The 12,972-nt window shown below is 58.9% G+C and carries 12 protein-coding genes and 1 pseudogene; 4 read left to right on the forward strand and 9 right to left on the reverse strand.

Features of this window, described 5'->3' with window-relative positions; genetic code table 11:
- Nucleotides 1–59 precede the first annotated feature (59 nt).
- Nucleotides 60–1,382: an MFS transporter gene (locus K0F75_RS12380; protein ID WP_219062149.1), complete on the forward strand. Its 1,323-nt coding sequence runs from the start codon at nt 60–62 to the stop codon at nt 1,380–1,382.
- Nucleotides 1,383–1,503: 121 nt separating this feature from the next.
- On the opposite strand, the gene K0F75_RS12385 is transcribed toward K0F75_RS12380, so the two are convergent.
- A complete protein-coding gene (locus tag K0F75_RS12385) occupies nt 1,504–2,259 on the reverse strand; it encodes a hypothetical protein (protein WP_219062150.1) in 756 nt (251 codons plus the stop codon).
- Between the two features lie 368 nt (nt 2,260–2,627).
- Here K0F75_RS12385 and K0F75_RS26055 point away from each other — a divergent pair.
- Together K0F75_RS26055 and K0F75_RS12395 are read left to right on the forward strand one after the other, a co-directional pair.
- A pseudogene (locus K0F75_RS26055) lies at nt 2,628–2,855 on the forward strand (hypothetical protein); the annotation flags it as partial.
- A gap of 144 nt (nt 2,856–2,999) precedes the next feature.
- Nucleotides 3,000–3,623, forward strand: a complete 624-nt coding sequence (locus K0F75_RS12395) for a flavin reductase family protein (protein WP_219062152.1) — start codon at nt 3,000–3,002, stop codon at nt 3,621–3,623.
- 6 nt (nt 3,624–3,629) lie between these two features.
- On the opposite strand, the gene K0F75_RS12400 is transcribed toward K0F75_RS12395, so the two are convergent.
- Both K0F75_RS12400 and K0F75_RS12405 read right to left on the reverse strand, forming a co-directional pair.
- Nucleotides 3,630–3,860 carry a hypothetical protein gene (locus K0F75_RS12400; protein ID WP_219062153.1) on the reverse strand — a complete coding sequence of 77 codons (231 nt, stop codon included), beginning with the start codon at nt 3,858–3,860 and terminating at the stop codon, nt 3,630–3,632.
- Nucleotides 3,861–3,897: 37 nt separating this feature from the next.
- A complete protein-coding gene (locus tag K0F75_RS12405) occupies nt 3,898–4,269 on the reverse strand; it encodes a putative quinol monooxygenase (RefSeq protein ID WP_219062154.1) in 372 nt (123 codons plus the stop codon).
- Nucleotides 4,270–4,616: 347 nt separating this feature from the next.
- Here K0F75_RS12405 and K0F75_RS12410 point away from each other — a divergent pair, with 347 nt between their 5' ends.
- Nucleotides 4,617–5,546, forward strand: coding sequence for an AraC family transcriptional regulator (locus K0F75_RS12410; RefSeq protein ID WP_219062155.1), 930 nt, complete (start codon nt 4,617–4,619; stop codon nt 5,544–5,546).
- Between the two features lie 28 nt (nt 5,547–5,574).
- Here K0F75_RS12410 and K0F75_RS12415 read toward each other — a convergent pair whose 3' ends face one another.
- The 6 genes from K0F75_RS12415 to K0F75_RS12440 all read right to left on the reverse strand — a co-directional run bounded on the left by K0F75_RS12415 (nt 5,575) and on the right by K0F75_RS12440 (nt 12,934).
- A complete protein-coding gene (locus K0F75_RS12415; RefSeq protein ID WP_219062156.1) occupies nt 5,575–6,630 on the reverse strand; it encodes an ABC transporter ATP-binding protein in 1,056 nt (351 codons plus the stop codon).
- 19 nt (nt 6,631–6,649) lie between these two features.
- Complete coding sequence (locus tag K0F75_RS12420) at nt 6,650–7,507, reverse strand: ABC transporter permease (protein ID WP_219062157.1); 858 nt, start codon at nt 7,505–7,507, stop codon at nt 6,650–6,652.
- Entirely contained in the window at nt 7,504–8,412 is a 909-nt protein-coding gene (locus K0F75_RS12425) for an ABC transporter permease (protein WP_219062158.1), read from the reverse strand. The genes K0F75_RS12420 and K0F75_RS12425 overlap by 4 nt, the downstream gene beginning before the upstream one ends.
- A 91-nt stretch (nt 8,413–8,503) precedes the next feature.
- Entirely contained in the window at nt 8,504–9,607 is a 1,104-nt protein-coding gene (locus tag K0F75_RS12430) for an ABC transporter substrate-binding protein (protein ID WP_219062159.1), read from the reverse strand.
- A gap of 223 nt (nt 9,608–9,830) precedes the next feature.
- Nucleotides 9,831–11,300 (reverse strand): aldehyde dehydrogenase family protein, encoded by a 1,470-nt coding sequence (locus K0F75_RS12435; RefSeq protein ID WP_219062160.1) that lies wholly within the window; start codon nt 11,298–11,300, stop codon nt 9,831–9,833.
- Complete coding sequence (locus K0F75_RS12440) at nt 11,294–12,934, reverse strand: 5-guanidino-2-oxopentanoate decarboxylase (RefSeq protein ID WP_219062161.1); 1,641 nt, start codon at nt 12,932–12,934, stop codon at nt 11,294–11,296. The genes K0F75_RS12435 and K0F75_RS12440 overlap by 7 nt, the downstream gene beginning before the upstream one ends.
- Between the last annotated feature and the right edge of the window lie 38 nt (nt 12,935–12,972).

Raw genomic sequence — 12,972 nt, forward strand, 5'->3', positions numbered from 1 at the left:
GGACTGCCAGGCTGCGCGTGCGCGTGCTCCACTAAAAACAATGACTTAAAGGATCCGTGATGGACATCCCCAACTCCCTGTCTAAAGGGTCGGCTGACGCGTCGACCAAAGAAAAAACCACAGGCAGTCGCCTGAAATCGATTTTCAGCGGCTCGGTCGGCAACCTGGTCGAGTGGTACGACTGGTACGTCTACGCCGCGTTCTCGCTGTACTTCGCCAAATCGTTCTTCCCTCAGGGCGACACCACTGCACAACTGCTCAACACCGCTGCGATCTTCGCCGTGGGCTTTTTGATGCGCCCGATCGGCGGCTGGCTGATGGGCATTTACGCCGACCGCAAGGGACGCAAAGCCGCACTGATGATATCCGTGCTGTTGATGTGCTTCGGCTCGCTGATCATTGCCTTGACCCCGAGTTACGAGATCATCGGCGTCGGCGCACCGATTCTGCTGATATTCGCCCGCCTGCTGCAGGGCTTGTCAGTGGGTGGCGAGTACGGCACTTCGGCGACGTACCTGAGCGAGATGGCCACTAAAGAGCGTCGCGGCTTCTTCTCCAGCTTCCAGTACGTCACGCTGATCTCCGGTCAGCTCATCGCGCTGGCGGTACTGATCATCCTTCAGCAAACCCTGACCACTGAGCAGCTGTACGCATGGGGCTGGCGTATTCCATTCGTGATCGGCGCGCTGTGTGCCGTGGTCGCGCTGTACCTGCGGCGCGGGATGGAAGAGACCGAGTCGTTCACCAAGAAAAAAGAGAAGCCAAAAGAAAGCCTGATGCGCACCTTGATGCGTCATCCGAAAGAACTGATGACGGTGGTCGGCCTGACCATGGGCGGCACCTTGGCCTTCTACACCTACACCACCTACATGCAGAAGTATCTGGTGAACACCGTCGGCATGAGCATCTCCGACTCCACCACCGTTTCTGCGGCGACCCTGTTTCTGTTCATGTGCATCCAGCCCCTGGTCGGCGCACTGTCGGACAAAATCGGTCGGCGTCCGATCCTGATTGCGTTCGGCGTGCTGGGTACGCTGTTCACGGTGCCAATCCTGACCACCCTGCACACCGTCCAGAGCTGGTGGGGCGCGTTCTTCCTGATCATGGCGGCGCTGATTATTGTCAGCGGCTACACCTCGATCAATGCCGTGGTGAAGGCCGAGCTGTTTCCTACCGAGATTCGCGCCCTGGGCGTGGGCCTGCCTTACGCCTTGACCGTTTCGGTCTTCGGCGGCACCGCTGAATACATCGCGCTGTGGTTCAAAAGCATCGGTATGGAGACGGGCTACTACTGGTACGTCACCGCCTGCATTGCCGTTTCACTGTTGGTCTACGTGTTCATGAAGGACACCCGCAAGCACTCACGGATTGATGCCGACTGAGGGTGAATGCCGATATTTGATCGGGACACGAAGTAAAAAAAGGGGCGACCACTTGAAGTGGTCGCCCCTTTTTACTGCGCGCGTTTCTGCGCGCGTATACCGGCCTGATTTTTTATGGAGGTTATGAAGGCTCGGCAGAGACCTGACGCATATCCCGGTTCTTATAGACGGACGCCGCCACGATCATCGCCAGCAGAATGCCTGCCAATACCAATGATGAGCCCACGGTGCCGAAATCCAGGCCACCCTTTTCGTGAGATTTGGTGAGGAAGTCCCCCACCGTTGCACCAAAAGGACGAGTCAATACAAACGCGACCCAGAACAGCAGGACGGACGAGAGCTTTGTGTAGAACTTGAGCAACACCACCAACGCGATGGTCGAACCAATCAACAAAGCTCCCCCGGCAAAGCCCAACCCTGAGTCGTCTGCCAGAAAATCACCCAGCGCCGTGCCCAGGGTGTTGGAGAACAGGATGGCCATCCAATAGAACATCTCGCCCCGAAATGTCCGGATCTTGTTGACGTTCAACGAGTCGCCGCTCAAACGCCAGGCGGCAAAGATCGCTATCAATATGGCGATCAGGATCATCGAGCCGGAGGCATACCCCAGCCCCAATGTCCGGTCCATGAAATCGGACATGGTTGTGCCGGCAGTACTGGTGGACAGAATAACGATCCAATACAGCGCCGGGTTATAGGTTTTCGATCGCAACTGCGTGATCAACGTCAGCAAAAAAACGCTGATCAAAATCATTGAACTGACGGCGTAACCGACATTGAGCGTCATCGACAACAGGTCGCCAGCGGTTTCTCCCAGGGTGGTTGCACATATTTTCATGACCCAAAACGCGAGCGTGATTTGAGGAAGTTTATTCATGGAGTTGAGTAGCCTTTATAGGGAGTGACATCCAAACAAGGCACCAATTGTACTGTTGCACGGGTGAAAAATAAGTGATCACGGTATGAAAAATGCGTACTTCGCCCCGCCAGAATAATAATTCCACGCGCAGTCTAACGCTGCCTGCTTTCCGCCTGATGTCGCCAAAAAATCGCGCCTGAAGTGCACTGAAAGCAGCCTAAAAAAACACCAACTATCATCTTAATACAATGATTTTATTGAGTTTTTTTGTACTATCAATTTCAACGATAGTCTCTAGCATCCTTAATGACTTCTTAATGAAACCGAGCGGCGTAACATTCACGCCATAGCAACTTACAACCCACGAACATCGCAGAGCAAACATCATGAAAACTTCAAAATTTATCGTTGGCCTGGCGTTCTCGGTATTGGCCAGCAGTGCTTTCGCTCTTCCCGCTTTTGCAGAAAATGGTTCGGCTCACACTAGCGCTACTCATGTTGCTGCTGACGGTGCTGACCACGTCGGTGCAAACCGTGTCGCCGCTGATGGCGCTGACCACGTCGGTGCAAACCGTGTCGCTGCTGATGGTGCTGATCACGTCGGTGCAAACCGTGTGAGCTAACAGCTCACACTGCTCCTTCCAGCCCGGCTTATGCCGGGCTTAATTTTGCGCGGCATGAAAGTCTGGAAACGCGGGTCGATGCCTTGCACTATGGCAGTCTTCCCCGAAGCAACTGTTGTCATCAGGAATCCCGCCATGCCAGACGATATCCATTTCTACGAACCTTCCCAAGGGCATCGCCTGCCCCACGACCCGTTCAATGCCATCGTCGGCCCGCGTCCTATCGGCTGGATTTCATCCCAGGATGCTCAGGGCAATCTGAACTTGGCGCCTTACAGTTTCTTCAACGCTTTTAACTACATTCCGCCAATCATTGGCTTTTGCAGTGTCGGTCGTAAGGACAGCCTGAATAACATCGAGCAGACGGGTGAGTTCGCCTGGAATCTGGCGACCCGACCATTGGCCGAAGCAATGAACAAGAGTTGCGCAGCCGTGCCGCCGGGGACTGATGAATTTGAGTTGGCGAACCTGACCCCCGTGGCATCGCGCATCATCAAGGTGCCACGCGTGCTGGAGACGCCGGTGTCGTTCGAATGCAAGGTCACGCAGATCGTGCAGTTGCAACGCGCAAACAGAGAGTTGGTGCCGAGCTGGCTGATTCTTGGCGAAGTGGTGGCGGTGCATATTGCCAAGTCGCTGTTGAAAGACGGCATCTACGACACTGCGGCCGCAGAGCCCATTTTGCGCGGAGGAGGCCCTGCCGATTACTTCCAGCTGGGCCCGGAGTCACTGTTCAAGATGTACCGGCCTACCGTTTAAACCGGGTTAAAACACCAACTCGCCGTCCACATCGACATCGACCAGACGGGCCAATACCTCGGTCGCGGCCTGGTCGGCTTCATGCGCAGTTTTGAATTTTTGCCCGTTCAGCACACGATGAAAACGTGGCGCGCCACCCGCACCATGGGCTTTGACGGCAATCGCCGCATCGTAACCGCCCTCACCGGGCATGACTGCGGAAACCGCTTCGACGTCTTTGAGTTCTTTACGTGCCATGCCGCTAATCCTGCCTGTTGATGGAAACGCGGCAATTCTAAACCGTTTGCAGGCCGGGCCGAAGGGCGATGGTCGTGTCCACACCGTGCATCTGGCTAGCCTGCGCCGCGCTCACAGTGGCAAAGGTATGAAAATCCAGACTGCTGACCACCAGTTCCTGCACCACGTCAGCGAAAACGCTTAATTCAGGTGTCGAGAAGTAAGCGTTCATCGCCTGCTCGCTGGACCATAGGCCGGACACCAACCACAAATCCGGGTCGCACATTGATTGCTGCAACGCAAAGTGCAGGCAACCCGGAGCCTTCAACGTCGGGTCGATCAGGCTACTCAATCGCACGCCCAGGTGTGCACTGCATCCGGTTCGGGCACGGGCAAAGGCAAGGTGGCTCACGGGGCCTGGATTGGGCATGATCTGCACTCCTGAGGTGGACAGCTTTTATGGGGCACGGCGCAACTCGCTACAGCACCCGAGATTAGGCCCATAGGGGAATTTGCCGTTAGCCGGTTTCTGCCCGGTTATTGCCTATTACTGCATCAGGGTGTTTGCTGCCTGTTGCACCTGACCCTGAGCGCGACAATTTCGCGCCTGTCGAGCAACGGAGCATCAAGCAAGTTCAGGCCTTGATAGGCGGGAGTTGCTACCTCTCTGCGTACATGCCGACAGAATCAGGCAAGCATCGAGCAGAATCCAGGTAGCGCTTTTGTTTGCACAAAAATAGGCTGTGCTCATCGGTGGACCATCAGAGGATTCGAGGCATGTTACAGAGTGAGCCCCCCAGCGTTCAGGTGGACGATGATATGGAAAAGCAGCGTGCCGAGCTGGCCGATATCATTCGACGCTTTGCGCCTGAAGATGGCATTTTCACCACTGCCATCGCGCCGCTGTACATGGTTCGCTACGATCATCCGGTCCAATCGTTTCCGACGCTGGCGCAACCGGCGCTGTGCATCCTTGCCCAAGGCAGCAAGGACGTGCGTCTGGGTGACGAAAGCTACACCTATGACCCGCTGAATTATCTGGTGCTCTCGGTGGCGATGCCCCTCAGTGGCCGTATTCAGCATGCCACGCAGGAGCACCCGAACCTGGCGCTGCGTCTGGACATCGACCCCGCTCACATCAATGCCCTGATCGCCGAAGCCGGCCCCATGAGTGTCCCGACCCGTCCGACCGGACGCGGGCTGTATATCGAGCGCATTGATTCACAACTGCTCGACGCAGTGCTGCGTCTGACACGCTTGCTGTCCACCCCAAAAGACATTGCCATGCTCGCGCCGCTGATTCAGCGCGAGATCCTTTACCGCCTGTTACGGAGTCAGCAGGGCTATCAGCTGTATGAAATCGCGATTTCCAACAGCCAGACGCATCGCGTCACGCAGGCGATAAAATGGCTCAACAGCAACTACGAGCAACCCTTGCGGATCGAAGATCTGGCGCGTGAAGTGAACCTCAGCGTGTCAACGCTGCACCATCGCTTCAAGTCGGTGACGGCCATGAGCCCCTTGCAGTACCAAAAGCAGCTGCGGTTGCAGGAGGCCCGACGGTTGATGCTGGCCGACGGGCTGGACGCCTCGGCAGCCGGTTATCGGGTCGGCTATGAAAGCCCTTCGCAGTTCAGTCGCGAATACAGCCGCCTGTTCGGCGCGCCGCCCTTGCGCGACCTGGCTCGGCTGCGCAAGCGCGTTTAACCGGCCGCCAGCGGTCAGTCATACACGTTCAGGCCGTCAGTACCCGGCAGGCCTCGGCAGGAATAGTGATCGACACCGGATTGCCAATGCTCAGACCGAAGCCCTGGCACGGGGTACTCAGTGCGGTCAGCGAAACACCGGCGCAGTCGATAGTGGTTTCGATGGTCGCGCCTATATCGCGAACGAAGGTCACGGTGCCCAACAGACGATTGCCGGCGGTCGGCAGCGGCAACGACAGTTGCAGATCCTCCGGGCGCACCAACATTTTGATCTTGGCACCCGCCTCAATGCTCGCGCAAATCGGCACGTCCAGCGCTTCACCGCCGGGCAAGCCGACGCGCCCGTTGCCGAGTGCGGTCGCAGGAAAGATATTGCCCGAGCCGATAAAGTCGGCGACGAACTCGTTGGCCGGGTTGCGATAGATCTCAATTGGCGTGCCGACCTGCTGCACACGATTCTGCCCCAGTACCACCACGATGTCGGCCATGGTCATGGCTTCGCGCTGATCATGAGTCACCAGGATAGTGGTGATATTCAGCCGTTGTTGTAGCTGGCGGATCTCCACCTGCATCGACTCGCGTAGCTTGGCATCGAGTGCCGACAAGGGCTCATCCAGCAGCAAAAGCTTGGGGTGCGATGCAATCGCCCGCGCAATGGCCACGCGCTGACGCTGACCGCCCGAGAGCTTGGCCACTGGCCGATCAACCATTTGCTGCAACTGGATCAACTCGAGCAATTCTTTGACCCGCGCTTGCTGATCGGCCTTGCTCACGTCACGCAGCTTCAACGGGTACGCGATGTTTTCCCCCACCGTCATGTGCGGAAACAGCGCCAGCGACTGGAACACCATGCCGAAATTGCGCTGGTGCGCCGGGGTATGGCTCACGTCCTCGCCATCAAGACGAATCTCGCCGCTGCTCAAGGTTTCCAGGCCCGCGATCATGCGCAACAAGGTGGTCTTGCCGCAGCCGGAGGGGCCGAGAAAGCACACCAGTTTGCCTTCGGGCAGGTGCAGATTGACGTCCGTTACCGCGCAGGCCGAGCCGTAGAATTTCTCGACGTTTTCCAGGATTAATCCGGTCATTTACCTAAACCTCAAAAATTTAGAACGAAACGCCACCTTCACCGACCAGCTTCTCCAACGCCCAAATCAGGACGAAGTCGATCAGCACGATCAACACGGCAAACGAAAAGACGGTCGGGTCCAGCGATGACACGGTGCGGCTGTACATCCAGATCGGCACGGTCATCACGTCAATGTTGTAGAGGAAGTAGGTCACGGTGAATTCGTTGAACGAGACGATAAACGCCAGCAGCATCCCGGCGAGAATCCCTGATTTCATCAACGGGACGACCACGTCGACAATGGCCCGCAACGGTGAGGCACCGAGCATTTGCGCAGCCTCCTCGACTTCGCTGCCGATTGACATCATCGCCGCCGTGCAGTTTTTCACCACGAACGGCAGCGCCAGAATCACGTGCGCAATAACCAGCCGCGAGGTGTTCATCTGAAACGGCAGGCTGTCGAATATCAGCAGCAACGCCAGGCCGAGCACCACCATGGGGAACACCAGCGGCAGCGACATCAGTTGCAGCGCCACACCCTTGCCGCGAAATTCGCAGCGTGTCAGTGCGTAGGACGCAGGCACCGCGACCAGGGTTGCCAGAACCATGGTCAGGCACGCGACCCACAGGCTGGTGGTCATGGCTTTGCCAAGGCTCAACACATCACTGGCATCGGGGGAAACAAAGGTATTCCAGGCGGCCTTGTACCACTGCAGGCTGTAGCTGCTGGGCGGAAAGTCCAGGTTCGAGGCACCACTGAACGACATGACGATCATGGTCAGAATCGGCAGCACGGCCAGCAACAGAATGAAGCCTGATAGAACACCCGCCAAGCGGCCGGTGTCTCCGGGCAGGATCGGTTGAAAGCGCAAGCGGCTTTTCGAGGGGCTGCTCATTGCGAAGCCTCCAGCAGACGGCGACGACGGCCGGTGATGTATTCAGAGAGGGTCATGATCGCCAGGGTGGTGACAATCAACACCACACCGGCCGCCGAGGCTGCTGGCCAGTTCATCAGGGGCGCGATCTGGTCGTGGACCATCACCGCCAGCATGGGCACCCGCCGACCGCCGAGCAGTAACGGCACGACGAAACTGCTGGCGTTGTAGGCGAACACCAGTGTGGCGCCGGTGATGATGCCGGGCAGGCTCATCGGCAACACCACTTGGCGAAACACTTGAAAACGGCTGGCGCCCAAGGTGGCGGCGGCTTCCTCATAGCTGCGCGAAACACCACGCATGGCGCTGGCAATCGGCAATACCGCCAATGGGAAAGCGGTTTGCACCAGGCCCATCAGCACGCCATTCTGGTTGTAGAGCATCATCACCGGACGGGTGATGATGCCCAGCCCCATCAATGCCTGATTGAGCATGCCGCCCGGGCCGAGAATCACCAGCCAGCCGTAGCTTTGCAGCAACAGGTTGACCAGCAGCGGCAAGAGGACGGCAGCGAGAAACACCCGACGCAACAACGGCGACTGCAAGCGCGACATGGTGTACGCCACCGGAATCGCCAGCACCACCGCGATCACTGCACTGAACAACGCCAGGCGCAAGGTCAGCAGTAATGACTTCAGGTAATACGGCTCAGCCAGTTGTGCGTAGCTGGCAAGGCTGAAGCCGGTCCATTCGGCGCCCTTGGTGCCGACGCTCATGCGCAACACCAGGAGGCTGGCGGCAATCAGCACGGCGAGAAACAGCATCGACGGCGAGAGGAAAAGCCAGGCGCGTGCCGTGGGGGAAAACGTTTTAGCCCGGCGTACCGGGGGCGCGGCGGCCGAGCTGATCAAAGGAGGGTGTTCCATGGCGATGATCTCGTTGGAGATGGATTCAGCATCGCGGGCAAGCCCGCTCCTACAGGAGCATGTCGGCGCTTGCTTGCCCGCGATTCGCAACTCAGGAAGAGAAGATTTCCGTGTAACGACGAATCCACTGATCGTGAACGGTGGCCAGGAAAGCGTTGTCGTGCATGATCGCTTTGTCGGCAATCTGCTCTGGCGTGAGGATGTACGGGCTCTTGCGCGCTTCTGCCGAGATGATTGCCTTGGCGTTGACCGGGCCGTTGAAGATGTCTTCAGCCATCTTGCCCTGGACCAGCGGGTCGAGAGAGTGGTTGATGAAGGCGTAGGCCAGATCAGTGTCGCCCGGACGATTTTTCGGCATGACCGACTGCATCAAGTCGGTGTAGAAGCCTTCTTTCATACCGAAGGTAGCGCCCAGACCGTAGGCCGGATCGCGAATCTGTTTCGGAAAGAACGCCGGGGCATACAGGCCACCCATGTCCAGCGAACCCGTGCGGAATAGCTCTGCAATCTGGTTCGGGTTCTCGCCCAGGGTCACTACGCGGTCCTTGAGTTCTGCCAGTTTCTTGAAGCCGGGTTCGATGTTGTGCTCATCGCCACCGGCCAGTTTGGCGGCGATGATGATCAGGTCCATGGCCTCGGTCCAGTTCGGCGGCGGCAGGAAAATATTCGGTGCCAGATCCCGATCCCACAGTGCGGCGTAGCTGTCCGGCGCTTCTTTTACGGTGCGGGTGCTATAGACCAGGCTGTTGCACCACAGTAGATAGCCGATGCCGTGACCGTTGGCGCCTGTGCGGTACTTTTCAGGCACGTCGGCAATGTTGGGGATGCGATTGAGGTCGGGTTTTTCCAGCAGGCCTGCAGCGGCCAAGCCTTCAGCACCGACACCGGCGAGGGTGATGATGTCGTATTGCGGACGATCACCACCGGCCTTGAGTTTAGCGACCATTTCCGAGGTGCTGCCAGTGCGGTCGGCAATAACCTTGGCCCCGGTTTTGGCTTCAAAGGTGGCCGCGATATTGCGCAGTGCCGCCAGGCCAGTGTCGTCGGACCAGGTGAGCAAGCGCAGGGTTTTTCCCTGGAACCGGGTGTCACTGGCACTGGCCCGGATGAAGGGCATCGACATCGCAGCCGCGGCGACCGATGCAACGCCCACCGTCTTGATGAATTGCCTTCTGTTCAGATCATGCTCGCCCATGACGGACTCCTTTTGTTTTTCTAAAAGTGAGGATTGATCGCAGCTTCGCCCCAGGCTGAGTGCGCCAGTTGATCCCGCTACAGCTCCCGTGCTCCGGGGGCCGTGGCTGATTCGACACGGTCATCCTGAGGCGGGGCTTGAGACGCAACAATCGAAAATTTGTCATTGAAGCCATGTGCCAAACGCATGCCTCCACAGGAGGCATGCGTGAGCTGCTTTGGTGCTAAAAGGCGGCGCGGATGACGTGTTTGATTTCCTGAAAAGCCTGCAACCCCCACGGCCCCAGCTCGCGACCGATGCTGCTCTGCTTGTAACCGCCCCACGCGGCCTGCGGAAAAATCACCTGGGGCGCGTTGATCCATACCAGGCCTGCTTGCAGTGCATTGGCGACACGATCAGCCGTGCCCGGATCTCGACTGACCACACTGGCCACCAGACCGAATTCGCTGTCGTTAGCCAAGGCGATGGCCTCGTCTTCCGTGGCGAAACGGCGCACGCACAGCACCGGGCCGAAAATCTCTTCGCGCCATAACGCACTGTCCAGGGGCACATCGGTGAACACCGTGGGCTGTATAAAATATCCGCGAGGCAGATCCGCAGGCCGCTTACCGCCGCACACCAGGCGTGCGCCGTCGTTCACACCCCGCGCGATATGCCCGAGCACCCGTTGGTATTGCGCCTGATTGACCAGTGCGCCCATCTCGACTTCAGGCTCGAAGGGATCGGCCACGCGGATGGCTTCGGCGCGTGCCTTGAGTCTTTCGAGGAATGCATCGGCCAATTCATCGGCCACCAGCACACGACTGGTGGCTGAACACATCTGCCCGGCATTGAAGAATCCACCACCGCTGGCCAGTTCCACTGCCAGATCAAGATCGGCATCGGCCAGCACCAGCAGCGAAGACTTACCGCCCAGCTCCAGGCTCACGCCCTTGATCGTTTCAGCGGCGCGCTGCATGACCTGAACCCCCACCGCAGTGCTGCCGGTGAACGAGATTTTCGCTACGTCAGGGTGCGCCGCCAGTGGCGCACCGACTGCCAGCCCGGTCCCGCAGACCAGGTTGAACACCCCGGCGGGCAGACCGCTTTGAGCAATGATGTCCGCCAGTTCGAGCTCCGGCAGCGGCGTGACTTCCGACGGTTTCAATACCACGCAACAGCCAGCAGCCAAGGCGGGGGCCAGCTTCCAGGCAGTGGTGACCATCGGGAAGTTCCACGGCACGATCAACCCGACGACGCCACAGGGTTCACGTCGTAGACGCGCCGCGAAGTCTTCGCTGGGTAGCGTCACGGTGCTGTCTTGCTGCCCGTCCAGCGCTTCGGCCAGGCTGGCGTAATAGTCGAATGTGGCGATGACATCATCGACATCGATTGCGGCCTCAAACAGCGGCTTACCGTTGTTGCGCGATTGCAGCTCAATCAGTCGCTCGCGTCGTTCCTGCACCCCGCTGACGATTTTGCGCAACAGCACACCACGGGCCGCTCCGGAGGTCTTTGACCAGGCCGGGAATGCCTGACGCGCTGCTTGCACGGCGTATTCGACGTCCTTGGCATCGCCACCAGCCACCGTCGCCAGCGGCGCTTCGGTGGCCGGGTTGATCACCGTCAGTTGCTCACTGCCAGACAACCATTGGCCGTCAATGTAGAGGCCTGCAAGGGGGGTGTGATTCAGGTTCGCTTGAGCGTTCAGCATGCTTTCATTCCGTTCATCCAGAGGGTCTGGTCGATTTCAATCAAGGTCGGGCCTTGGCGGTCGCCCGCTTTTCGCAATGCCGCTTTCAGCTCCTCGACACCCGACACGGGCTCCGCCGCACAGCCCAGGGCTTTGGCAACACCGATAAAGTCAGGGGTATAAATGTCGACGCCCACGGGTTCAATCGAGCGGTTGACCATGTATTTTTTGATTTCCTCGTAGCCCTGGTTATTCCAGAGCAGGACGATGATCGGCGTACGCGCTTCCACGGCGCTGGCCAGTTCCGAGAGGGTGAATTGCAAACCACCATCACCGATCAGGCACACCACGGCGCCACGGCCGCTGTCCTCGGAAGCGCGTCCCAGCCAGGCGCCAATCGCGGCAGGCAAGGCGTAACCGAGGGTGCCGTAACCGGTCGATGAGTTGAACCAGCGACGCGGCTGCTCCAGGTTCAGGGTCAAATTGCCGGTGTAGACGGGTTGAGTCGAGTCGCCGACCAGCACTGCATCGGGTAACACGTCGAGCACCGTCTGCAAAAAGACAGTCTGCCCGCGAGTGGCGTCGTCCCAGGTGGTCGCCAGGGTTTCGCGCAACGCAGCGGCGCGCGTGTGGCCCCAGTCCGCTCGGCGTGGAGCCAGTTCTTTGTTGCAAAGCCCGGCCAACAAGGCTTGCACGGCCGTGCAGGCATCGGAGACCAGCGCCACCTGCGGTGCATAGTTGCGTACGGTCTGATCAGGGTCGATATCAATGCGCAGCAACGCACCCGGGATCTCGAAACCACCGGCGAAGGTGATGTCGTAATCGGTTTCGGCCAGTTCAGTGCCGATGGCCAACACCACATCGGCCTCAGCCACCAGCGCGCGCGTCGCCACCAGCGATTGGGTTGAGCCGATCAACAGCGGGTGACGCGATGGCAGCATGCCCTTGGCATTGATGGTCAGCGCTACCGGGGCTTCCAACTGCTCAGCAAGCCGTGCCAGCGCAGGCGCGGCATCGATGGCGCCGCCACCGGCCAGAATCAGTGGCCGTTTGGCCGCCGCCAGCAGACTGACCATTTGCGCGATGGCCTCGGGCGCCGCACCGGCACGGCTGACACTCACAGGTTCGCTGGCGAGCAACGCATCGGCATTTTCTACCAGTACATCGAGGGGGATTTCGATGTGCACCGGCCGTGGACGACCGGCCTGAAACAACGCAAACGCGCGAGCCAGCACCGCCGGCAACTCCGACGCCGACATCAACGTGTGGGAGAACGCAGCAACGCCCGCGACCAGATTGCTCTGCGATGGCAGCTCATGCAACTTGCCGCGCCCACCGCCCAACTGGCTGCGCGACTGCACACTGGAAATCACCAACATCGGAATCGAGTCAGCGTAGGCCTGGCCCATGGCCGTGGTGATGTTGGTCATGCCAGGACCGGTGATGATGAAACACACACCCGGCTTGCCGCTGGTGCGGGCATAACCGTCGGCCATGAAGCCGGCGCCTTGTTCATGACGCGGCGTGACATGGTTGATCAACGAACCTGCAAGCCCGCGATAGAGCTCGACGGTGTGCACACCCGGGATGCCGAAGACCTGCTCGACGCCGTAGCCCTCGAGCAATTTGACCAATACTTCGCCGCACGTTGCCATGTTCGTCTGCCTTTCTTTTATTCGGGAACTGCACGTTG

The organism is Pseudomonas sp. UMAB-08 (genome assembly GCF_900095225.1).
Taxonomy (GTDB): domain Bacteria; phylum Pseudomonadota; class Gammaproteobacteria; order Pseudomonadales; family Pseudomonadaceae; genus Aquipseudomonas.